Source organism: Paenibacillus profundus (assembly GCF_021369635.1).
Classification (GTDB): domain Bacteria; phylum Bacillota; class Bacilli; order Paenibacillales; family Paenibacillaceae; genus Paenibacillus_B; species Paenibacillus_B profundus.
In genome coordinates this window covers 202,951-226,273 of record NZ_JAJNBZ010000005.1, presented here as the reverse complement: position 1 = coordinate 226,273, position 23,323 = coordinate 202,951, and the positions used below count along the sequence as shown (strand labels likewise).

General features: G+C 47.2%; 25 protein-coding genes and 1 riboswitch. Of the genes, 18 read left to right on the top strand and 7 right to left on the bottom strand.

All coding sequences use genetic code 11. The features are described from left to right. Positions 1 to 277: 277 nt before the first annotated feature. From LQV63_RS09815 to LQV63_RS09805, 3 genes are all read right to left on the bottom strand, one after another. Entirely contained in the window at positions 278 to 1,048 is a 771-nt protein-coding gene (locus tag LQV63_RS09815; RefSeq protein ID WP_233696543.1) for a hypothetical protein, read from the bottom strand. Positions 1,049 to 1,089: 41 nt separating this feature from the next. Beyond that, positions 1,090 to 1,812, bottom strand: a complete 723-nt coding sequence (locus LQV63_RS09810; RefSeq protein ID WP_233696542.1) for a hypothetical protein — start codon at positions 1,810 to 1,812, stop codon at positions 1,090 to 1,092. A 215-nt stretch (positions 1,813 to 2,027) separates the two neighbouring features. Next, positions 2,028 to 3,302 (bottom strand): hypothetical protein, encoded by a 1,275-nt coding sequence (locus LQV63_RS09805; protein ID WP_233696541.1) that lies wholly within the window; start codon positions 3,300 to 3,302, stop codon positions 2,028 to 2,030. 158 nt (positions 3,303 to 3,460) lie between these two features. Between LQV63_RS09805 and LQV63_RS09800 the strand changes: the two genes are divergently transcribed. The 5 genes from LQV63_RS09800 to LQV63_RS09780 all read left to right on the top strand — a co-directional run bounded on the left by LQV63_RS09800 (position 3,461) and on the right by LQV63_RS09780 (position 7,884). Then, entirely contained in the window at positions 3,461 to 4,780 is a 1,320-nt protein-coding gene (locus LQV63_RS09800; protein WP_233696540.1) for a DNA sulfur modification protein DndB, read from the top strand. 26 nt (positions 4,781 to 4,806) lie between these two features. Further along, positions 4,807 to 5,784, top strand: a complete 978-nt coding sequence (locus LQV63_RS09795) for a phage lytic cycle repressor MrpR family protein (protein ID WP_233696539.1) — start codon at positions 4,807 to 4,809, stop codon at positions 5,782 to 5,784. A gap of 192 nt (positions 5,785 to 5,976) precedes the next feature. Then, on the top strand, positions 5,977 to 6,414 hold the full coding sequence (locus LQV63_RS09790; RefSeq protein ID WP_233696538.1) for a hypothetical protein: 438 nt from the start codon (positions 5,977 to 5,979) through the stop codon (positions 6,412 to 6,414). Between the two features lie 69 nt (positions 6,415 to 6,483). Beyond that, entirely contained in the window at positions 6,484 to 6,756 is a 273-nt protein-coding gene (locus LQV63_RS09785) for a hypothetical protein (protein WP_019420067.1), read from the top strand. A gap of 411 nt (positions 6,757 to 7,167) precedes the next feature. Further along, complete coding sequence (locus tag LQV63_RS09780; protein WP_233696537.1) at positions 7,168 to 7,884, top strand: transglycosylase SLT domain-containing protein; 717 nt, start codon at positions 7,168 to 7,170, stop codon at positions 7,882 to 7,884. 380 nt (positions 7,885 to 8,264) lie between these two features. Here LQV63_RS09780 and LQV63_RS09775 read toward each other — a convergent pair whose 3' ends face one another. The 4 genes from LQV63_RS09775 to LQV63_RS09760 form a co-directional block, all read right to left on the bottom strand. Continuing rightward, complete coding sequence (locus LQV63_RS09775; RefSeq protein ID WP_019420070.1) at positions 8,265 to 8,801, bottom strand: PepSY domain-containing protein; 537 nt, start codon at positions 8,799 to 8,801, stop codon at positions 8,265 to 8,267. 165 nt (positions 8,802 to 8,966) lie between these two features. Then, positions 8,967 to 9,719, bottom strand: a complete 753-nt coding sequence (locus LQV63_RS09770) for a PepSY domain-containing protein (protein WP_233696536.1) — start codon at positions 9,717 to 9,719, stop codon at positions 8,967 to 8,969. Positions 9,720 to 9,732: 13 nt separating this feature from the next. Beyond that, positions 9,733 to 11,088 carry a sensor histidine kinase gene (locus LQV63_RS09765; protein ID WP_233696535.1) on the bottom strand — a complete coding sequence of 452 codons (1,356 nt, stop codon included), beginning with the start codon at positions 11,086 to 11,088 and terminating at the stop codon, positions 9,733 to 9,735. A gap of 6 nt (positions 11,089 to 11,094) precedes the next feature. Further along, positions 11,095 to 11,790, bottom strand: coding sequence for a response regulator transcription factor (locus LQV63_RS09760; RefSeq protein ID WP_233696534.1), 696 nt, complete (start codon positions 11,788 to 11,790; stop codon positions 11,095 to 11,097). A 179-nt stretch (positions 11,791 to 11,969) separates the two neighbouring features. Then, positions 11,970 to 12,127: riboswitch (FMN riboswitch) on the top strand. A 329-nt stretch (positions 12,128 to 12,456) separates the two neighbouring features. Here LQV63_RS09760 and ribD point away from each other — a divergent pair. From ribD to LQV63_RS09695, 13 genes are all read left to right on the top strand, one after another. After that, entirely contained in the window at positions 12,457 to 13,626 is a 1,170-nt protein-coding gene (gene ribD, locus LQV63_RS09755) for a bifunctional diaminohydroxyphosphoribosylaminopyrimidine deaminase/5-amino-6-(5-phosphoribosylamino)uracil reductase RibD (protein WP_233696533.1), read from the top strand. Further along, complete coding sequence (gene ribE, locus LQV63_RS09750) at positions 13,607 to 14,284, top strand: riboflavin synthase (protein ID WP_233696532.1); 678 nt, start codon at positions 13,607 to 13,609, stop codon at positions 14,282 to 14,284. Before ribD ends, ribE begins: the two co-directional genes overlap by 20 nt. A 19-nt stretch (positions 14,285 to 14,303) precedes the next feature. Continuing rightward, the gene (locus LQV63_RS09745) at positions 14,304 to 15,542 is read left to right on the top strand and encodes a bifunctional 3,4-dihydroxy-2-butanone-4-phosphate synthase/GTP cyclohydrolase II (protein WP_233696531.1); all 1,239 of its coding nucleotides are present in this window, start codon (positions 14,304 to 14,306) and stop codon (positions 15,540 to 15,542) included. Between the two features lie 64 nt (positions 15,543 to 15,606). Further along, on the top strand, positions 15,607 to 16,074 hold the full coding sequence (gene ribH / locus LQV63_RS09740; RefSeq protein ID WP_019420077.1) for a 6,7-dimethyl-8-ribityllumazine synthase: 468 nt from the start codon (positions 15,607 to 15,609) through the stop codon (positions 16,072 to 16,074). Between the two features lie 62 nt (positions 16,075 to 16,136). Continuing rightward, positions 16,137 to 16,934, top strand: a complete 798-nt coding sequence (locus LQV63_RS09735; protein WP_019420078.1) for a segregation and condensation protein A — start codon at positions 16,137 to 16,139, stop codon at positions 16,932 to 16,934. Next, positions 16,903 to 17,520 (top strand): SMC-Scp complex subunit ScpB, encoded by a 618-nt coding sequence (gene scpB, locus LQV63_RS09730; RefSeq protein ID WP_019420079.1) that lies wholly within the window; start codon positions 16,903 to 16,905, stop codon positions 17,518 to 17,520. The genes LQV63_RS09735 and scpB overlap by 32 nt, the downstream gene beginning before the upstream one ends. Before the next feature lie 2 nt (positions 17,521 to 17,522). Beyond that, positions 17,523 to 18,221, top strand: a complete 699-nt coding sequence (locus tag LQV63_RS09725; RefSeq protein WP_233696530.1) for a metal-dependent hydrolase — start codon at positions 17,523 to 17,525, stop codon at positions 18,219 to 18,221. A 167-nt stretch (positions 18,222 to 18,388) separates the two neighbouring features. After that, positions 18,389 to 19,066: a DUF2953 domain-containing protein gene (locus tag LQV63_RS09720; protein ID WP_233696529.1), complete on the top strand. Its 678-nt coding sequence runs from the start codon at positions 18,389 to 18,391 to the stop codon at positions 19,064 to 19,066. Continuing rightward, complete coding sequence (ytfJ, locus tag LQV63_RS09715; protein ID WP_233696528.1) at positions 19,039 to 19,494, top strand: GerW family sporulation protein; 456 nt, start codon at positions 19,039 to 19,041, stop codon at positions 19,492 to 19,494. The genes LQV63_RS09720 and ytfJ overlap by 28 nt, the downstream gene beginning before the upstream one ends. 195 nt (positions 19,495 to 19,689) lie before the next feature. Then, positions 19,690 to 20,931, top strand: a complete 1,242-nt coding sequence (locus LQV63_RS09710) for a D-alanyl-D-alanine carboxypeptidase family protein (protein ID WP_233696527.1) — start codon at positions 19,690 to 19,692, stop codon at positions 20,929 to 20,931. A 27-nt stretch (positions 20,932 to 20,958) separates the two neighbouring features. Next, a complete protein-coding gene (locus LQV63_RS09705; RefSeq protein WP_233696593.1) occupies positions 20,959 to 21,615 on the top strand; it encodes a nucleoside recognition domain-containing protein in 657 nt (218 codons plus the stop codon). Positions 21,616 to 21,715: 100 nt separating this feature from the next. Further along, positions 21,716 to 22,261, top strand: coding sequence for a spore maturation protein (locus tag LQV63_RS09700; protein ID WP_233696526.1), 546 nt, complete (start codon positions 21,716 to 21,718; stop codon positions 22,259 to 22,261). A gap of 282 nt (positions 22,262 to 22,543) precedes the next feature. Next, a complete protein-coding gene (locus tag LQV63_RS09695; RefSeq protein WP_233696525.1) occupies positions 22,544 to 23,284 on the top strand; it encodes a pseudouridine synthase in 741 nt (246 codons plus the stop codon). The last annotated feature ends 39 nt before the right edge of the window (positions 23,285 to 23,323 follow it).

Here is a 23,323-nt window from a genome sequence, read left to right as displayed (position 1 = left end):
TCCATTAGAATATGTCCAATGCGATTCAATGCTTTTGCACTTATTCCGGTGTATGCACAGAAAAATAGTCAAATCCATTGGATCAAATCCAATCAACAGGCCGCTTAGCCGCGCAAACCCAACTTTCTGCTGCACATTTTCCAGTGGATCCGTCTCTTGGGCTGTTCCAGCAGTTCCACCTCTTAGGCGTTCCAGTGGATCCGCCTCTTAGGCATCTCCAGCGGGCCGCTTTTCAGGCCGCTCCAGTAGATCTGCCTCCTGAAAGCCGCAGTGTCGATTAATCCTCGTAAATGACCATATCTGCCAGCGTGTCCACGCCATTTACTTTCGCAGGGAAAATATCAAACACAAGAGACAGCGAGCTTGGATCACCAGTAGGGCTCATCGTCAGGGTGAAGTTCGGCTGGAGCTTCGCCTTGTAATAAGTCATTTGCATCGGAACCATTTCGCCGCTCACTTCATCGGCATAGAGCGTATCGCCGACAATTTTCACATATTTCGGGAACGACTTCGCGTTGAAGGACAATTTATGGGCAGTCGTCGCCTGGAATTGATAATATACTTCCACTTCTTGACCTACAGCCACAGTGGAAGTGTCAGCAAGCTTCACTTCGGCAGAGGTTACCGATGCCACGTCCTGAGGGGAGCCTGTAACGCCGTTGGCAAATTCAAATACGCTAACCGCTTTATTTCCGCCAACTGGAGTTTTGCTCAGCTTGATTTTCTTGCCGCTCGATCCGTCACTCTCAACCAGAACGATTTCACGCTTGTAGATGCTTTGCGGGCCGTTCGTAATTTCATCGCCTGCCAGCAAGGCGAGATGCTGCATCGTAAAGATTTGCGTTTCCAGCGTAAGCGTAGCGCCCTTATCGCCATTCCATGCAATTCGGCGCGGGTTGCCGCTTCCGCCGCGTGCGTATACCGTTTCACCCGTCCATTCATTTTGTGCGGATGTGGCGTAGTCCATATATAAGATCGGCGCGTTTGTTGCGTAATCAATAATTTGTGTGTCCAAAATTTCGCGGGAACCGTATTTTCCTAATGTCATAGTGTAAATCCTCCTAATATGTCTGTTTAATTTTAAAAAAACTATAATTTGCTTTTAACAATCCATTCAGGCAATTGGTCATTTTCTTTCATGTAACCATTCGCCCAGACGGGCAGCATGCGGTTGTGGCTTTCCTTCAGACCGATTCGTTCGAACTGCTCGTACGCTTGATACACGGTCAGCTTGCCGACATTAAATACATTGATATCGTTGCCTTCTGCACTGCAGAGGATGGACAAAATGTCTTTCAGTTCTAAGGCATTTTGCTCCGCATCATTGTATTTCCTTCTTGCCCTTTTCAACTTCTCGAACATGATTTTAGCTTTATTATTTTTTGGTTTTAATTCAGCTTTAGCCTCACTGACCTGGCCATTCAACTCTTGAATGACACGGGAACAGAAACGATAGTTATCTTTAGTAAGAAAAGGCCTGTCATCAACAACAAATTGCCGCGTTGCGCTATCGAACTGCACGTCATCCTTTGTAAAGAAGGATAGGGCATTGCATAGATAGGCCTTCGTTGTCTCTTCAAGCGTCAACAATTCATAGTCATCAGCAGATTCGACCAAAGAATATCTATCATCATCGATGCGAAACACATCTTTAAAAATTATCTCTTTATCAAAAGAACAAAACAGCAGATAAATGTAATAGTTATGCTCGCCGACCTCGGCAATGTCATCAATTAGAGGAGAGTAGAGGCGGATTCCATTATCCAATGACACGGGTCTTCCGAGAAAAGCTGCTAGCCGGTTAATATGCATGTTGATCCCTCAATGAATGCTTATTATGTAGTTCATAGCTCATAAGTATCGTCTTTATACAATGAAGTTCATTGCGCACCACTCCATTTCTAATATTTTAATTATATATATTTTACTTTTAATAATCGGATACGCCGCCTCTCTCATCCTCTCACTATATATAGAGGCATTGGAGGAAAAATGACCACTTTTCCATTTGAAAATTTTTCGGGTGTCTATAAGAGCCCCTTTTTACGCTTTGTTATGTATCTGTTATGCGACACGCAATAGGTTTTCGATATTTTATCAGCGATGCTCTGTACCATTCGTTTCACTTGTCGCATATTGGCTTTGTTGGAATAGGTCTGCTGCACATGCTCGGTGGCGCGTCTGATGATTTCCGTCTTCGGATTTATCGTAAAGGTCATCATCTTACACCACTTTTCATCATCGTTAAGCTTATCATCCGTTAAAATATCATTGGTCTTCTCATGATGGATGTAGGACATATTCATCCGATACGACTCACTTTGCTGCAGCAGGATATTCAGAACATCTCTTTCCTTTGGCTTTAAGTTGGTAATTGCAGCTAAATCCTTAACCTCCCTTAGTATTTCATATAAGTCTTCATCAACACGGCCGACATATTTTGAGCTCAGTTCAAAATAATGCAGCAAAATACCTTGAATGTGTTCTCCCTTTTTAAAATCAATTTTATTGTCGCTTACTGAAATATAATGGTCTCCGTCAAAATAACCGGTATCCTCATCCCATACATAGGCGGAAGTGCCGCTCGATTCAAATGAAAAAACGCCGCGCAACTTTTCTCTAACAATAAACATTTCGTACTTTAATTCTCCAAGCAGCTTCCTCATTTTTCGTGCTTTGACATCGTTCAATGGCTGCTTATTGGTAGCTGCTGCAGCTGTTGCCTGCAGTTGTTTCTCTAAATGATGAATATTCAGCATGATTTGTTGGAGCGGCGCATACTTCTCGATATCTTTTTTTGAAACCTTTCTATCTTCCTGTTGTCTTTTCTCGGATTTTCGTTTGATTAACATCTCTTGAATGCTGTGCTCTTGGAGGGCCAGTTTCGATTCTGGAACGTTCTCAAATACGAGCGCTTCTCTATATTTATTTGTCGATTTTTTATGCTGAGATAGAGTAGGATATTCATTTTTTATGTTATTGCACTTGCCAGAAAGCACATCTTGTTGGTGCGGCTCGTCCCGGAAATCCGTAAATAAAATATAGTCGGCTATTTTGGATAAGCACTCGGAAAATTCATCATTTTCACATAAGAAATCATTATTTGTTTTTATATGTCTGTTTGAGAACTGCTTGGTTTGAATGTAGCTATGGAGCCATGATTGGTTGCGCAACACCTCTTCACACCATGCGACGCGTTCATCGCCATACTGCAAGGAATAATCAAGCTGCTGAAATAGTTGATAGAGCAACTCTTTTAAGCCTTCGTTTTTGATATCATATGGTATATATTTCTCTTCCATGTTCAATCGCCTCCTGGAGTCGTTTCGTACAATCATTTTACAGCATAACTCCATGAAAAACAAACATATGTTCGCATTTGATAATATATAGTTCTCACTTATATGAGCGTATGCTATTATATCCACGAAGAGTGTGGACTTGAAAGGAGAAGGAATACATGACGGAGGAATTATTCGATACGTTGCCTTCCTTATTTGCGGACATTATTAAAAATAAAGAACAACAAAGAGAGATTGATAACCTATTAGTAGAGAGACATTGCTTTCCAAGAAGCTTGTTTATTGAAATGTTAGCGAATTATGAAGTCATTCATAGCTTGTCAGAGGAAGAATTATGTGTGCTTACCTTAGCTTTGTACGAAGTAACCGGCAATGAGCAGGCTGCTCCCGCTCATTTTTATAGTAAGAGAGAAATAGCGAAAGCGGCTAAATATGAACGTCAAAGCAAGGACGACATTACGTTGCCTTATACGATGGAAGGGGTAATCGCAGCCCCATCGGGAAGAGACTTTGTCACGATGCTGTCTTATCAGGAGATTCGACGATTATGGAATTCCAAGGTGATTACGTACAATTTGCAAGCGCAACGATTGTCAAAGAATAAGCTGCTGAAGGACGGTACTATAACCGAAAAGCCGGATATCAATTTGAAAAGTGTAAAAAATATTACACGCTTGATGCTTGAAGGGAAATATAAGGCGGATACCCTGCTTATCAATATATTAGTTGATGGACATGATCGCGTTGCATACGAAGCTGGCAGCTTAACCGTTTATGAAGGAACGACAGTCAATCTGATCGATGGGATGCACCGCGTTCAAGCGATATTGAACGTCCTTGAGGAAGAACCGGATTATGAAGGGATAATGAATGTAGCGATTAAATATTATCCGCTAAGCGAGGCACAATTTCTTCTTGGACAGATCAATACGGTCAATCGTTTTGACAAAACGCTAGTAAAGCATTATATGGCCGAGAGTATAGGTTCACAGGTCGCTAAAGATCTGATGCTGCTTCCGGAATTGAAAAAAAGAATATCTATTAAGACCTCAATCGATAAGAAGATGGATTACCTTACCAACTTTGCGGTCCTGTCTGAATCAATCGACCATATTTTCGAGCCTCAAAATAACAAAGACCGGTATGATATTACCGAAGTATTAAAGAAGTTTTTTGGCTACTTGATTCCCGCTTTTGAAGCAGAATTTGTAACCAATATGCAGGAAACGGCGAAAAAAAGCTGGATTAATCATCATAATACATTTGTCGGGTTTATCGTCGTAGCCAAAAAATTGTACGACACGTATGGAAAAGATTATCCGGTCGATGAAATTGTTCGTATAATTGGAAGCATCGATTTATCTCGTGACGGCTCGCCATTCGATGAGCTGATGACGACACAAGGAAAAGTAAATTCCAACAAAGTAAAGCGTCAGATTAAACAGTTTTTTGAGCAAAAGGTTGAGGAATTCATGTAAATCAAGCTTTCTGGGGGTGTGGAACAATGGCCAATATCGTTTATGAAAATAAGTTTTACAATGAAGAAGTGAAGCGCAAGTTCATGCAGGAGTACGCCGCAGGCACCCAAAAAATAATAGCCAGACTGTTTAAAGTGTCCCAGACGCTCGAAAATGATGTAAACAAGGATCTGTATGACTTTAATCGCGAACAACTAAGACGCTTATTTTATTTGTACTTGCCCAAGACAGTGTACTCAAGCCGAGCCAACGTGACATGGGTGTCAAAATATATAGATTGGGCGATAGACGAAGGTCTGGGACATGGTCTTAATCCATTAGATGGGGTAGCGAAAGAGTGGAAAGAGCAGTTTGTTATCAAAGGTATAAAGAAGTATTGGACGGATCAAGAAATCGATAAAATTATTTTAAAATGCGTCAATGCCCAGGATGCCGTCATCGTCAGCTTATTGTTCAACGGCGTCCGCGGCGTTGCGAATAGCGAGCTGCTGAATTTAAAGAGCGAAGATGTGGATGCAACGAGCAATCAGCTGACACTGTTAGACGATAAAGGCAACCGCAGAACGATTGCCGTCAGCGAGCAATGCATTGATTTATGTGTGAAAGCGCTGCGAGAAAGTGAATACGAAAAGAAAAACGGGAATCCAAGCATCGATATTAAAGCTCCAACAGCATGGTTGGTCGAAAATAATTATGTCATAAAATCTTCTCACACCAGAACAGAGCATTTTAATGAGGCCGAAAAAAATATTATTCACCGCAGACTATCTAACATTGCCAAAGAAATCAAGGAACCGAGCTTCACGCCAATGAATATTCGCTACTCGGGGATGCTGGCGATGGCCAAAAATTTATACGCACAGTTCGAACGACTGGAACGAAGCGAATATAAGTTGATCATGAAGCAATTCAATGAAGAATCAGAACAGAGCGGTTATCGCATTCGAAATGAATTTTTGAATCTTCCTAAGCTTAGAGAGCTATATAAGTGTAACGAAAAGTAGGCGGAAAACAATATTGCCAAACTTATAGAGCAGCAAAAAACTATAAGATTATTTTAAAAAAATGTTGTGATAATAAACAGGTTGCTGTAATCCGCCATCATAAATGCCCCTTATACTAGAAATATAGAGGTTGTTCAACAAGTTCCGTGGTCTTTTTGAACACACATATAGCAGACAGAGGGGGGTTCTTGAATGGCAGCATGTCCAATGGTAAAGGAAGAATGGGGAAGCAAGCGAGATTATTTTTTATTGTGGTTAATTGAAGCTTGCGGCCTATGTACGGAAGGAAGCACGTTTCGTGCAATAGAGGAAGCCGTCCAAGCTGAACAAGATGTTGACGATTGGCATCGTTTTTTTAGAGGAGATGTGGATGCGTTAGAGGAAGCTACAGACGATTATATTGGTTGGATACGCAGTAACTATTCTGAAATTGAATTTATATATGATTATTATAAAAATCGCATAACCGCCTTGGAAAAGCTGTTCCGTAAAAAGTGTTCAAGCTGGGAATTAGTGAAGCTCGATCAAAAAATAGTTCGCGGTGAGTTGTCTGCTTCCAGAGTATACAACATCTGTATCCATGACGAATGGTATAATTCGCTAAGTAAAATAGTACGAGCAAAATGGTGAGAGGCTGACAGCAAGCTTCTTCCTGACATTATAAAAGTAAAATATACATAAAATGAAGAGGTGATTCTTGTGGTCCCGAATTATGAGAAAACGATTAAGCGCGTACTGATTCCACAATACAAATGGCATCAAGTGGAGGAGGAAGGACGCACCAAATTGGTCAAAACGAAAGAATTGCAGTCTGATGAATATGGGAGACCTAAGATTGGCGGAGTAGTCGAAGATCGGATGTTTCAATTTCAACATTTTTTATATGATTCTGAAAAGTATGGCGGGGCAGAAACAGATTATCAACGGAAAAAACAATATATGGCCCACTACGATTGGTCCAATCCTTCATAGTGGAGTTGAACCGATGAATCATACCTATATCGATCCGAACGAGACTGCGTTCTTCATGTCACTAGATTCGGAACAAACGTTAGCGTTATACCAATTGGTTTGCATGTGCTTCGAAAAGGCACATCATATGCAATCGGATTTTGCGTTAACAACGTCCGAATACAAGTTGCTGGGCTCTCTATTAGCGAGAATGGAACAAGCTGATTTTCCAGTCGTTCCACTTCGAAACTGCAAATATATGTATTGAAAACGAATGAGAATCCATGGAAATTTGCTGTAATAACTGTGGTAATTGATGTAAAGGCGTGTTTTATGCGCGATTATATGGTTTAATGTAAAGATGTGTTCGGCAGAATCTCCTCTGAATGGACAAGCCTGATATATTCTGGAGAACATGATAAGGAGTTGGATATGGCTAAAATAGTTCTCTCTATCTTGAGCGCATTGGTGTTGATTACTCCCCCGGCTCGGGAAGAAACGAACAAGGTAGCGCTGTTGTTGGAAAAATGGAGGGCAAGCAAAGCAATTGTCTTCGATATTTCACGTTCGTTTATTAAGGACAGATCTGCAGTCGTGCAAGCTAGCGAGGGGGTCAAGGCGGAACAGATAAAAACAAAAGAAGTATCCGTCCTCGGAGTGAGCGATAACCGTCGTCCGAATATCCCATCCGTCACATTGTCCGATGAAGTTCTGGATATCATCTGGAAGGAAACGCGTGCGGAAGGTATTAACTATTACACGTTCCTGGCGCTCATCAAAGCGGAAAGCAACTTCGACGCCAAAACCGTCTATCATAACGATAACGGTACGACCGATTACGGCTTGGTGCAGATGAATTCACGGAACATCGGCAGATTGGCGAAGGAAATTCACGTCAGCAATCTGGACGTATTCAATCCGGACCACAATATCCGGCTTGGCATTGAAGAGCTGATTGAATGCAGGGAATACTGGGAAGACACGTATCAGGGCGAAAAGCTGGAGAAAGCGATGCTGCTCGCATATAATCGCGGCCGGGCAGGATCAGAGCGATGGATCAACAATGAAGGCACGATCGACAGCTCTTATACGAAAAAAGTGATGAAGTATAAGAAACATTTTGAACGGGAAGCAGCAAAGCACTCGTAGTCAGAGCAACATGGATTACTAGGGATTAAAAGATGAGCCGTACTGGTGTCAACGATTACCGTAATGGGAAAGAGGCAAGCAGCGAGCGCAAAAGCTCACTTGATAACAATCGTACTTATTATTGAAGTTTACTATGAAGCACTTATGAAGCATTCTATTAACTCCGAATATATATCCTCCCATTCTCATTACGCCTCTTATTAATATGTATTACGAGAGCTCGATAAATCCCGTGCGCAACCCTGTCAGAGATGCACCTTTTAGAACGGCAGCAGGAACATCTCGGTATCCGCTCCGTTCCGAAAGGTGTATTTTCGCAATGCATCATTCTAAGGGAGAGGCAGTTAGCCCCTCCCTTAGAATAACAAAGATTCCCTGTTTTAATCGTCCCATTCGACTTTCAATACATTTCCTGTTGTTGCAGAGACATCGACTTGGGCTTCCTTTCCCTTGCCTGTCCGTATATCCACCTCGTATACATAGCTGCCGTCATCCTCATCCAGATCGACTTCCTTCACGATTCCGGCTACCTCGGCAAGAGCTATCCGTTTTGCCTGTTCCTTGTTGATTTTCACTTGGGTACCGTTAGGTCTAGAATTGGAATCAGCATGATTCTCATGGTCGTCGTCATCGTGGTGCTGCCACACCTTTCCAGATACGGCATCCACGTAAACGTCAGTCTTATCGTTGTCATAATCGAATTGGTAGACGAGCCGTCCGTCCTTTATTTCAAGCTCGATTTCTTCAATAGTGCCTGCATATGCTTGCAGGGCAAGCTTCTTCGCTTGATCTTTGCTTATTTTCACCTGATGCTGTGATTGGCTTCCGTCTTTGGCGCTCCACGGTTGGGCCGTAACGGCAGCTGCTCCTCCCAACGTCAATGCTCCAGCCAATGATAGGATAATGATCTTTTTCATGTTTGTGACCTCCTAATTTGGTTTAACTTAACTCCATCATAGGACGTCAACATGAGAAGAACACGATAACAAGATTAAAATTTGATGAGAGACAAGTTGATGCGATGTCGAATAACCTCACGGGATGCTTCGTGATCAAAAGGGAGATTTTTGAACAATCTCAAGCTAGTCCTCCCATGAGATGGACAGCACCTCTCCTGTATAAGCATGAACTTCAATCTTTACCTCCTCTTTTTTATCCGTAATGATTTCCACTTCGAAGAGAAGGGTATCGTCGTCGTCCTCCAGCTCAACCGAGTGCACTGTGCCTTTCACTTTAGCGAGCGCGATTTTTTTGGCTTGTTCGGCGCTAATTTTCGGCTGTAATGTTGGCTTGTCTTCTGACGTGCCGTCAGCATCTTCGACTTCTGACATATACACGACGTCACCGGTGTCCGCACTCACTTCGACGATCGCTTTGCCGTGATTTTTGGTTTGGATAGTGACCACATATACTTCCGTGCCGTTGCGCTTGCTCTTTTTCACTTCCGTCACGTCACCTTGTGACTTCGAGAGCGCAATGCGCTTCGCCTGTTCGTCCGTCACAACCGGCTTAGGAGCGACATCGGGAGCCGGAGTGTTATCAGGGGCATTGCTGCGGGACGCTGCCACATGAACAATATTTCCTGTCACCGCATCGGCCTGAATGTTGTAGGCACCATTCGACGACTTCAAAAGCATGGTATATACAGCGTGTCCTTTGCCGTCGCTCAATTCCAGCTTTGTCACTTTTCCGGGGTAGACGGCTTCGACCTTTGTCTTGATCTCTTGTTCGGACAGCAAAGATGGCCGCTGATTAAATACTAGGCAGGCTATCCCCGCAATCAAGAGGATGGCTGCGATGACACCGCCGAATGCAATGCGCTTGTTTCGATTCATTTTAGTAACCACCTCATCGCAGTGTCTTCACAGGAATCCTTACCATGAAGCTTGTTCCTGCGCCTTCTATGCTGTTCACGTCAATCGTTCCTGCATGGGCGTCGACGATTTGCTTCGCAATCGATAAGCCTAGTCCTGTGCCGCCGGTTTCCCGACTGCGGGCTTTGTCCACCCGGTAGAACCGATCGAAGATGTGCGGGATATCTTCTTGTGGAATGCCAATCCCGCGGTCATTGACGCTGAAAAACGCACCAGCATCATCGCAGCCCATGTGCAGCTCGATAGGGGACGTGCTGTATTTCAACGCGTTATCAAGCAGGATGAACATCAATTGCTTCATCATCTGTTCATCGACGAAGGCACCTACCTCGCGCTCTTCACTGTGCAACGTAATCGGACGGTCATGCACCGCCTGTATCAGCCTAACCACATCTTCGCCAAGCTGCAGCAAATCCGCCTGTGACAACTCAACGGCCTGTTCCATATCATGCCGGGCAAGCGAGAGGAGTTGGTTCGCCATCTCCTTCATCCGGACGGATTCGGAGTAGATCGCCTCGACGGACTCTTCCAGCACCTCTGGCTTGTTCATTCCCCAACGCTTCAGCATACGCGCATAGCTCTCGATGACGGTGAGCGGGGTCTTCAACTCGTGGGAGGCGTCAGAGACGAACTGCTGCTGCTTCTCGAAGTTGTTCTTCAAAATGTCAATCATGCTGTTGAACGTGTTGCCCAATTGAACCAGTTCATCGTTTGCGCTGCCGGTGAGCTCAAGCTTTTTGAAAACTCCGTTGCGTCGAATTTCTGACATGGTCGCATTTAAAGAGTGTATCGGACGCAAGATGACATTGCTAAGCATTTTACCGGCAATAAAGGAAGGGATGAGCACGACGAGCGATGCGGCAATTAAGACGGCGAGCAGCAGCTTCATATTTTGTTGGGCCGATGCCAGGCTTTCCGTCACTTCCAGAGCGGCGATGCTGCCGTCACTCCAAATGATCGGGAAATACGACTTTGCGATGAGAGTGCCCTTCAATTTGGACAACTCTGTCGTTTGCGCGCTCTTATAGGCCGGAGCAATGCCCGCGAATTCCGGCTCCTTCGTCACCGTCACGATAGAACGCTTATCCTCCTTAATGACGCGAATCATGCCAGACGATGGCAAGTACGCGCGCAGCAATTCGGCAGCCGGGATTGCAAGCTCGGAAGGCTTCATGGCTTCGGCGATGCTCTGGGTGCGCATTGCAATCCGATCAAGCTCTTCATTCGTTATCATGCGATTGAAAAGGAAATAGATAGACGTGTTAATAATAAGGACGATGAATAGCAGTCCGACCGTCGAGAACAACTGAATCTTGTGTTTGAGATTCATTGGAAGCTACTCCTTCAGCACATATCCCACGCCTCGCACGGTATGAATGAGCGGGGGAGTATAATCATAATCCATTTTTTTGCGCAAATATCGGATATACACGTCCACCACGTTCGTATCGCCCACGAAATCGTATCCCCACACATTGCTCAAAATTTGTTCCCGGTTTAACACTTGGTTGGCATGCATCATCAGGAACTTGAGCAGATCGAATTCGCGCGCCGTCAGCTCGATGGGGACGAGATGACGTGTAACTGTGCGGGATTTCTCATCAAGCGCAAGATCGGCGATTTCCAGCAAACCTTCATTCCCATCGTTGCCTTGCTGCAGCTGTTGCCTAATGCGAAGACACGCCCGGATTCGAGCAAGCAGCTCCTCGATCTGGAACGGCTTCGTAATATAATCGTTCGCGCCCATGTCGAGACCGCTAACTTTGTCCGGAACGGAGTCCCTTGCCGTCAGCAGAATGACCGGCGTCATATCTTCAGCTGCCCGAATGCGGCGCAGCACCTCGAGACCGTTGAGGCCAGGCAGCATCACATCCAGCAGAACGAGATCCCATTGCTGCTCATTATATTTTCGAAGTCCCTCGGTGCCGGAATGTTCGATGTCCGCCGTGTAGCCTTCATACTCCAGCTCCAGCTTGATTACGCGTGCTATTTTTACTTCGTCTTCAATAATTAAGATGTGTCCATTGTTCATCGTTGCATCTCCCGGAATTTATCGTATGGGTCTATATTGTGCCGCTTCGGCAAAACGTGCTGTAATTAAGGATATCCCGTTATCGTGTCATGTTCAACATGAGCGGGAATGCCCGGTTGCATTTTTCAGCGACTAATGATAAACTTCTATTCGCAAGGCTTTATCATTCATATATTTTGACTTACCTTCAGGGCAGGGTGTAATTCCCGACCGGCGGTGATGGGCGATGACCGAATCTCGGCAAGTCCTCAGTCCGTGACCCGGGCGAGCAAGTTCGCACGGTGGATCTGGTGCAATTCCGGAGCCGACAGTATAGTCTGGATGGGAGAAGGGGCGTTAGGAGAAGGACCTTTTTTTGGTTCTTTATAGTTCTTTTTTTCACAATGCGAAGTACACACGAAGCTGTGTGCAACGTTTATATTGGCGTATGATACTTTTTCAGCTGTTGTTCAAAAAGGACCTTTTTGAATACGCGTTTTTAGAATTTTCTGAAAAAGTGTTATTTTTACTGCCGATTTTTACGTCGCCTGTGCTTTGCGCTAATTGTGAAATGAAGTACATACCTGTAAGCTCATATGCTCTAGCCCTTCGGAGGAACCGAAGGGCTTTTTTTGTTCCCGAATAACCCGATCAGGGAAGAATTGCAGGAAAGGAGGATTGAAATCGGTGCACGATGTCATAAATGATGAATTCTACATGCAGCTGGCGCTCGACATGGCGGAACGGGCGGTGGGGCAAACGGAGATTAACCCTGCGGTCGGATGTGTGATTGTGCGTGAAGGCCGCGTAGTCGGACTTGGCGCCCATCTGAAGCGCGGTGAAGGCCATGCAGAGGTGCATGCGCTGCATATGGCGGGAGATTCGGCCCAAGGCGCAACCGCTTATGTGACGCTTGAGCCATGCAGTCACTATGGGAAAACGCCTCCCTGCAGCTTGCGTTTGGTGGAGTCTGGCGTATGCCGCGTCGTCGTTGCGTGCCAAGATCCGAATCCGACCGTAGCGGGGAACGGTATTTCACTGCTGCGCGCTAACGGCATCGAGGTTACCGTGGGGGTGCTGGAGGAACGGGGGCGCGAGTTAATTGAAATGTTCGCCAAATATATTACGACACGTCTCCCGTACGTCACGCTTAAAACAGCCAGCACGCTCGATGGCAAAATTGCGACGTCTACCGGAGACAGCAAATGGATATCCAATGCGGAAGCGCGCGAGCGGGTGCATGCAATGCGTCATCGTCACCAAGCCATCATGGTCGGCAGCGGAACGGTGCTGGCAGACAATCCATCGCTCACGACTCGCCTCGCTGTTGCAGGCTTGCATCCAATGCGCCTCATTGTAGATTCCAAGCTGCGCCTCCCGATAGATGCCAGGGTGGTGACGGACGGTCTCGCACCAACGGTTATTTTTACGACCTCGCACGCAGATGAAGTGAAGCGGATTGCTTTGCAGAAGCTTGGAGCCGAGGTAATTACGGCAGGAGACGGCGAACATGTAGATTTGCGGCAAATGATGACATGGTGCGGCCAGCACGAGATTGGCTCCGTCCTTCTCGAAGGCGGAGGCCAACTGAACGGAGCGATGCTGGAAGCCGGTCTCATCGACAAAGTCATCTTGTTCTATGCGCCGATTATTGCAGGCGGCAGCCTCGCGCCGGGAAACTTCTCTTTTGCCGGTGTCGAACGCATGCAGGATGCGTATCGGCTGCAGCAAGTAAAAGTAGAAACGCTAGGAGATAATATTTGCATTAGCGGCTATCCATACGGGAAATCTTCCGAAAATGGGGGAGCTTCAGAATGCGATAAGGAGGTAGAGGACGATGTTCACGGGGCTTGTTGAAGAGATAGGAAAGCTTCAGTCCGTGACCAAGCGCGGTGAGGCGATGGTGCTGAACATTCAAGCGGCCAGCGTGCTTGAGGGCATGAAGATAGGAGACAGCATCGCCATCAACGGTGTCTGTCTGACGGCTACCTCCTTCAACCGTTCATCGTTTGCGGCGGATGTGATGCCGCAAACATTCCGGCATACGAATCTGAAAGATTTGCGTCCGGGCGACCCCGTTAATTTGGAGCGGGCAATGGCAGCAGACGGCCGCTTTGGCGGTCACATTGTGCAGGGACACGTAGATGGGATGGCCACCATTGTGAGCCGGACGCCGGAGCATAATGCGGTCGTGTTCGAATTTAGAGCGGCACGACCTGACATGGCGAAATATATGATCCCGAAAGGTTCGATTTCGATAGACGGCATTAGCCTGACGATCATTCATACTGATCAAGGCGAGTTCGCCGTATCCATTATTCCGCACACGCTGGCGGAGACGGCGCTCTTTTTCAAACAGCCTGGCGATACGGTGAATATTGAATGCGACGTACTTGGCAAATATGTCGAGCATTTGCTTAACTATCGTATATCCTCCGTGGAAGACGAGCAGAACAGCACGGCAAAGTCAAGTTCGCTGAGCGCCGCTTTTTTGGCAGAGCACGGCTTTATGTAACCGATAAGGGGGAAATTCCATGAATGAAATCATTCACTTTGATTCGATCGAAGATGCAATCTACGATTTGATGCAAGGCAAAGTGATCGTAGTCGTAGACGACGAGGATCGCGAAAACGAAGGTGATTTTCTCGCGCTTGCGGATAAAGCGACTCCGGAAGTCATCAACTTCATGATTACGGAAGGACGGGGGCTTGTGTGCGTTCCAATTACAGCGGAACGTGCCGAAGAGCTCGAACTGCCGCCTATGGTTACACATAACACCGACAACCACGGCACCGCATTCACCGTATCTATCGACCATGTGGACACGGCGACGGGGATATCGGCCCATGAGCGTTCACTCACGATTCTGAAGATGCTCGATCCGGCAGCTAAGGCGCATGACTTCCGCCGTCCCGGCCATATCTTTCCGCTGATCGCGAAGTCGGGCGGCGTGCTCCGTCGTGCGGGACACACCGAAGCGGCGGTCGATCTGGCCCGTATGTGCGGTGCCAGTCCTGCTGGAGTCATCTGCGAAGTCATTAAAGAAGATGGAACGATGGCTCGTCTGCCGGATTTGATGGAACTAAAGGAAAAGCATGGTTTAAAGCTCATTTGCATCAAGGACCTTATTCATTACCGCAATGAGAAGGAACATCTGGTGCGTCGCGAAGTAGAAGTGAACATGCCGACCGACTTCGGCACATTCAAGGCGATTGCGTATACGAACGAAGTCGACAACAAAGAACACATTGCTCTCGTGAAGGGTCACATCGACGGTACGCGTCCCGTGCTCGTCCGCGTTCATTCCGAATGCTTGACGGGTGACGTCTTCCATTCTCACCGCTGCGATTGCGGGCCTCAGTTCGCTGCCGCCTTGCAGAAGATAGAGGCAGAGGGAACGGGAGTTCTGCTCTATATGCGTCAAGAGGGTCGCGGTATCGGACTGGTTAATAAGCTTAAAGCCTATAAGCTGCAAGAGCAGGGCTTGGATACGGTCGATGCGAATCTGAAGCTGGGCTTTCCTCCGGATTTGCGCGATTATGGCATCGGTGCGCAAATACTGAAAGACATCGGTGTGCGTGAAATCCGGCTTATGACCAACAACCCGCGCAAAATTAAAGGGCTCGAAGGGTACGGGCTTGAAGTGGTTGAACGTGTTCCGATTCAAATGGAAGAAAATGAGGACAACACGCGCTATTTGCACACGAAAGCCGATAAGATGGGCCATATGCTGAAATTTGATTCGATTGAACAGAACGAACACAACCAATGACAGGCGCATTTCATTTGCACGCAACCTGCAATTTAAAACTCAAACTCAATGGGAGGATTCACCTATGCCACATATATTTGAAGGACATTTAGTATCCGATGGATTGAAATATGGGATTGTTGCCGGACGTTTTAACGAGTTTATTGTAAGCAAACTTGTATCTGGCGCGCTTGACGCTTTGAAGCGGCACGGTGTCAAGGATGATGAAATCGATGTAGCCTGGGTGCCGGGAGCATTTGAAATTCCTTTAATTGCTCAAAAAATGGCAGAAAGCGGCAAATATGATGCCGTCATTACGCTCGGTGCGGTTATTCGCGGATCCACTCCACATTTTGACTATGTATGCAGTGAAGCTGCTAAAGGCGTAGCGCAAGTGAATATGAAGACAGGCGTACCGACCATCTTCGGTGTGCTGACTACCGACTCCATTGAACAAGCAATTGAGCGTGCTGGAACGAAAGCCGGCAACAAAGGCTGGGAAGCGGCTGCTACCGCGATTGAGATGGCAAACTTGACGAATCAGTTAAAATAGTGCTTATTTAATGTAGTGCCCTTTTTGGGCGCTACATTTGTTTTTCACGGGAGGTTCACGGGGTGTCCGTAGTAACGTATAAATTGGATTTGTTCGAAGGGCCGCTCGATTTGCTCCTGCATCTTATCGATAAAGCGGAAATTAATATTCAAGACATATCTATTAGCGAAATTACTGATCAATATATGGATTATTTGCACAATATGCACGAGCTCGAGCTTGAAATTACGAGCGAGTTCCTCGTTATGGCGGCAACCTTATTATCGATGAAGTCACAGCAACTGCTCCCTAAACCTCCGGTGATGGACTGGGAAGATGATTTTGTGGATTACGATGATGATGATATGGATCCGCGTTCGGAATTGATTCGCAAGCTGATTGAATATCGCAAATACAAAGGCATCGCCGAGCATTTGCGCGAACGCGAGACTGAACGCAGCTTGATCTTTACGAAGGAGCCGGAAGATTTATCGCCGTACATGCCGACAGCCCAGGAAAATCCGGTGGAGGGGCTGCATGTGACGGATTTGATCGCCGCTTTCCAGAAGGCGCTCCGCAAGGCGGCAAGACGTACTCAGGTGGCGACCATCCACCGGGATGAAATATCGGTGAAGGACCGGATTCAAGATATTGTACGGGCGCTGCGCCCGGTCGGCAACGGCGGCAAGACGATGTTCTCCAAGCTGTTGAGCGAACAAATGTCGCGGCATGAGATCGTGGTTACGTTTCTCGCTCTGCTTGAATTAATGAAGATGAAGCAAATACAATGCTATCAAGACCAATTATTCGAAGATATCGTGATTCAATGGAACGGTGAGGTGGAAACGGATGGACTTTCAGATGTTGAAGTCGATTATTGAAGGTCTTCTGTTTATGGCGGGAGATGAAGGGTTAAATAATAAGCAACTGGCAGAGATTACGGAACAGCGTCAGGAGATTGTGCAAGAAGCTATCAACGATTTGCAGGCAGAGATGGAGCGGGCCAAGCGCGGCATCCAAATCGTCGCCATAGCAGGTATGTATCAACTGGCTACATTGCCTGATCATGCGCCGTATTTTGAACGCATGGCGTATTCGCCTTCTCGTTCATCCTTGTCCCAGGCGGCGCTGGAGACGCTATCCATCGTGGCTTATCGCCAGCCGATTACCCGGGTGGAAATCGAGGAAGTCCGCGGTGTGAAATCGGATCGGGCGATACAGACGCTCGTCAATAAAGATTTAATAGAGGAAGTCGGACGGGCAGAAGCCATCGGTCGCCCCATTCTGTATGGAACGACTAAATCATTTTTGGATTATTTTGGTCTGTCAGCGATTCAGGAATTGCCTGAAGCTTCTTTATTTGAAAAAACAGATGGATTAGAGGAGGAAACACAGCTTCTGTTCGAGAAATTAGAAGGACGTCAGCTGACGATAGAGGATGTGAATGAAACTGAAGGAGGAAAATAACGATGCGAATTCAATTTCACGGCCATTCCTGCATTCAATTGGAGACCGAACATCACCGTTTACTCATTGACCCTTACCTGACCGGCAATCCGGTCGCGACCGCCAAGCCCGAGGACATCGCTGTCGACTATGTGTTGTTGACACACGGGCACGGAGATCACATTGCCGACGCTGCCGCCATTGCGAAGCAGAATGATGCGACTATACTTGCCGTGGTAGAACTGGCAGAGTATATGGAACGGCAAGGCGCGAGAACAGTCGGTATGAACTTGGGTGGATCCTGCACCTTTAATTTTGGCATGATTAAATGGGTGCCAGCACTGCACAGCTCTTCGTATACAGTGAATGGAGAAGCCATTTATTTGGGAAACCCGGCTGGGATCGTGCTGCAAATGGACGGCCTGACATTGTATCACGCTGGCGATACGGCACTGTTCAGCGACATGAAGCTGATTGGTGAACGTTTCAAACCGGATATTGCCTTTTTGCCTATCGGGAGCTTCTTCACGATGGATCCAGAAGACGCGCTGCTTGCCGCCCAATGGGTACAAGCCAAAGTCGTCGTTCCGATTCATTACAATACATTTCCTCCTATTGAACAGGATGCTTCGGCATACATATCCAGATTGAAATTAATCGGCATTCATGGCGTTGAGCTTCAACCAGGTGAATCCTTAGAGACGTCCGATTTAAACTTATAGTGGGCTAGCGTTTGAGCGGGTAAGAGCCTGTCTGTCAAAGATGTTCATCGTCTTTGACAGACAGGCTCTTTATCATGTAATGGATGAATTTTGAATACAGAAAGTATGCTCAGTTGGATGAAAGGCCATAATACGGTTAGTTCAGGAAATGGGGGGAGGCATACCATATGATTATAGGGACGGTAGTCATCATCGTGCTTCTTCTGCTGTTGATCTGCATACTTGCCTCATCTGTCGAGTGTAAAATTGTCATTCATAAGTCAGGCAAGCATGACCGCATTGCCGTATTTATCCGCTTCTTGTTCGGCCGGGTTCGATTGCGGTATGAATGGCGCTCGATTCGCTTTGTCGATTGGGATGAAGGTTTTAATATACGAGTTCATAAGAAAGACAATGTAGGAACCGGCCATGCCCGTAAACAGAAAGGGCGCATCAATAAGCGAATACTGCGTTATTATGCCGAGAAAGTGAAGAGGCTTCTCCATCATACGCTTGATTTTATGGAGTGGGTCGGTGAAGCGCTGGATAAAGTAAAGTGCGATTCGCTGATATGGGATACGGAAATCGGCCTGCGCAACCCTGCGGCGACGGGAATCGTGACAGGAGCTTCTTGGTCTGCCAAAAGCCTGCTGGTAGGATTTTTGACGAGACATATCCGTTTCCACCGCCATCCCGATCTGGATGTGATCCCGCATTACAATCATCCGTATTTTTCCACGAGACTTGTCTGTATAACAAAAATTCGCACCGCACACGCTATAAGTGTCGTTTTTAAGCTAATCATCCGCATCGTTCGCGCAGAAGGAGGAGTCAGAACATGGCGGAACATCCTATCGAAGGCTTAATGCACGCCGCCTTTGAGAATATCAAAGCTATGGTGGATGTCAACGCAATTGTAGGGGATCCGGTGCAAACACCTGACGGCAGCGTAATATTGCCGATTAGCCGGGTCGCATTGGGATTCGCTGCGGGCGGAAGCGATTTTCGCATCGAAGAGAAAGAACTCCAGCGTAGAGAACCTGGAGCGCAGCACCATCCGCCCGCTGCCAAGCCTTTTGGGGGAGGGAGCGGGGGCGGTGTATGCATTACGCCCATCGCATTTTTAGTCGTTGGTCCGCAAGGTATCAATGTAGTGTCGCTCGATAATCAAACGCATCTATTGGAAAAAATTATTGACGTCACGCCAAAAGTGCTGGATCGCATTGAGGCGATGATAAGACGCTCGCCATCCCAATCGAAACCTGTGCCAGGTGAAGATATCATTTTGCCGTAGAAGAACACGACACAACGATTGGCGTCAAGTTCACTGTCCTTAAAAAAGCCGTTCCCGGGAATGGCTCTGAAGGAGACAGCGAGCTTGGCGCCTTAATGCGTTAGCCCGTTGCAAGCAAAGAAATTATACATACCTGGTCTCGCGTAAGCATACATATGAAACAACTTGACCGGTACGAATGTGAAGGAGGAACTTATGAACAGATTTCCATACGTGGGACAAGTTGCGAAAGTGCTCCTCATCAGTATGGTGCTGATGGGAATGGGGACCGTAGAAGTGTTCGGACAACCCGCTTCGCCGAACGATACGGAAGCGACTATCCAGACGACGAAGCCAGTTCCGTCCGGTCAGAAGCCTGCACGCATTTCACTGCCATCCACGAATGCTAAGGCTGCGGCATTAATCGATGTCAAGACAGGCCGATTGCTATTTAGCCATAACGGTGACGCGATGCTGCCAATGGCAAGCACCACCAAGATTATGACGGCGATCGTGGCGATTGAACATGGCCGTCTCAGTGACAAAGTGAAGGTTAGCGGAAAGGCGTTCGGAAAAGAAGGCTCCTCGATATATTTAAGGCTTGGCGAAGAGATGAGTCTGAACCATCTGTTGTACGGATTAATGCTGCGCTCGGGCAATGATGCAGCGGTTGCGATCGCAGAACATGTGGGCGGGTCAGAGGAAGGGTTCGTTTATATGATGAATGAGAAAGCCAAGATGCTTGGGTTAGAGCACACGCAATTCCGCAACCCGCACGGACTCGATGCAGAAGGACATTACACAACGGCTAATGAGCTCGCCCAATTATCCGCCTACGCGCTTCATAACAGCATCTTTCGTGATATCGTGCGCACTCAGGTGAAGATGGCCCCGAATCCGTATGAGAAGTGGGATTACAAATGGATGAACAAGAACAAAATGCTTCGCTTGTATGAGGGGGCGGACGGTGTGAAGACGGGATATACGTCAGATGCTTTGCGCTGTCTTGTTAGCTCAGCCACGCGAGACGGACAGCAATTGGTGGCGGTCACCTTGAATGATTCGAGCGATTGGGTAGACCACTCACGGCTGCTTAATTATGGCTTCCAAGCGTTTCCGATGACGTCGTTGGTGGAAAAGGGGCAGGAAATTGAAGGATATCCCTTGCAAACATCAAGTGAGGTTGCTTATCCGATAAGTGCAGGAGAGCGAGAGCGCATTGTGACGGCTGTGAGCATTCTGGACAAAAACAGTCTGGATGCTCGTTTAGGTCACCGCGGACGGCTCATCGTGAAGCTGGATGACAACGTGATCGCAACGGTTCCGTTAACGGATTCCAATGCCTCCGCCTCCTCGCCTGCGTCGTCCATGCCATCTTATGAAGGACAGGCTGCTACGCTTGTGGGCAAGTGGTTCGCAAAAATGCGCTATGTGGTTGGTTCGCTATTCGGCGCATAATCTCATCTTCAATAGGAGGCGGAAACGATTGTAAATGCCATTTGGATGTTTATGCTGCTAGTCGGCTTTATCGCGGCTGCTGCTCAAGGCCGTATTGAGGCGGTCACAGAGGCAGTGTTCGACGGTGCAAAAACGGGGGTGACCGTCAGCTTCGGTCTGATTAGCGTCATGGTGTTCTGGCTTGGTATGATGCGCATCGCGGAAGACGCAGGATTATTGAAGCGTTTGGCCAAGGCGCTTGGGCCTATCGTGCGGTATTTGTTCCCAGATGTGCCGCGGAACCATCCGGCCTTAGGCTTCATCATGTCGAACATGAGCGCGAACCTGTTAGGTCTTGGCAATGCTGCTACTCCGATGGGGATTCGCGCCATGCAGGAGCTGCAGAAATTAAATCCGAGCAAAGACACGGCGAGTCCTGCCATGTGCACCTTGCTGGCCATTAATACGTCAAGCATTACGCTTATTCCGACGACCTTGATTGCGATTCGGATGAATTTCGGCTCGGAGAACCCAGCGGAAATTGTCGGCACGACCTTGCTGGCCACGATTGTCGCCACGTGTGCGGCCATTGCGGCGGATCGATGGTATCGACGGCGCAGCAATGCACCGCCAGGAATGACGACACGCCGCAAGTCTGGACTGCCGGCTCAAGCCAGCGTGGAGTTGCCTCCAGTGCCGGATTAATGATATGACGCACGGTCGTATGACGGCATGCGCCGCCATTGCAATCTACGGACTTATCTATCTGCAGCTTCTGTAATGCTTCGGAAAGGACGGTTCGCTCATGTATTCTTTTGTTACCACGATATCTGCATGGGCCATTCCAGCCATTGTCGTATTTATTCCCCTATACGCTTATTTTCGCCGCGTGCCCGTCTATGAAACGTTCGTCGAAGGCGCAAAGGACGGTTTTCAGACCTCGATTAATATTATCCCAACCTTAGTGGGGATGATGGTGGCGATTAGCGTTTTTCGCGCCTCAGGGGCAATGGATTGGATGGTCAGTCTGTTCCGGCCGCTGCTCGATATGCTTGGTGTGCCGAGCGAGGTGATGCCGCTCGCTTTTCTGCGGCCGATAACCGGGGCCGGTTCGTTGGCGTTTACGACGGATTTGATTAAGACGTATGGTTCTGATTCACTCATCGGACGAATCGCTTCTACGATCCAAGGCAGTACGGATACGACGCTGTATGTGCTGACTGTGTACTTCGGGGCCGTAGGCATCCGCAACGGGCGCTATGCGCTCAAAGTCGGACTCTTCTCTGATCTGGTAGGCTTTGTGGCAGCCATTATCGTATGTTTGCTTGTATTTGGCTTCATATCAGGATAATATCTATATAGCTTGAAAGAAATGAATGACCAAGGACTGTCTTAAAAGGTCTGTATGACCTGAAGGACAGTCCCTGTTTTTGTCTGCAGAAGGATAGGTTGAGAGGGAGCAATGCAGCACGTACTATCGAGAACAAGTATCCCTCACGTGTATTTATCTACTTTTGGGACAGCTGCTTACGTATCTTGTCAATTCGACAACCAAATTCGACAACATTTTGAACAGTCCTTCTTGTGGTATTGTTCACAAAAGGATATCATTATCATGAGGTGACAAACGTATATGGAAGAACGTTTACAGAAGATTTTAGCGAATGCAGGTATAGCATCGCGTCGAAAATGCGAAGAACTTATATTAGCCGGCAAGGTTGAATTGAACGGGGAGGTTGTTACGACTCTCGGAGTGAAGGCGAACCCTGCCAGTGATGTCATAACGGTGAACGGCAAGCCGCTCAGAGTGAAGACGGATAAAGTCTACTTGGCGTTCCACAAGCCGAAGGGTGTAATTACGAGCACATCGGACCCAGAAGGACGCAAAACGGTTATCGACTTTATTAAAGGCGTTGGCACACGTGTATATCCTGTCGGACGTCTGGACTACGATTCCGAAGGATTACTGCTCCTGACGAACGACGGTGACTTAGCCAATCGCTTGACGCATCCACGCCATCATGTGGCGAAGATTTATCATGTAACAGTGAAAGGTGTTCCACACGGGGATGCGTTGGAGAAGCTGAAGAAAGGCGTCATGTTGGATGACGGTATGACTCAGCCTGCGGAAGTCGAATATCACGATGTTGATATGGAACGTAATATTGCAACCATTAGTGTCATCATTCACGAAGGGCGTAACCGCCAAGTCCGCCGCATGTTTGATACAATCGGTCATCCAGTCATTAAATTAAAGCGGGTTCAATTCGCCAATATTACGCTGCAAGGCATCGCGCGCGGGAAATATCGCCATTTGACCAAGTCTGAAGTAAATGAGCTGCAAATGGTGCTCTTGTCGAATCGTACCCCTTAACGGAACGAACCGCGCCATTATATCTGCCCTTGGCTAAGA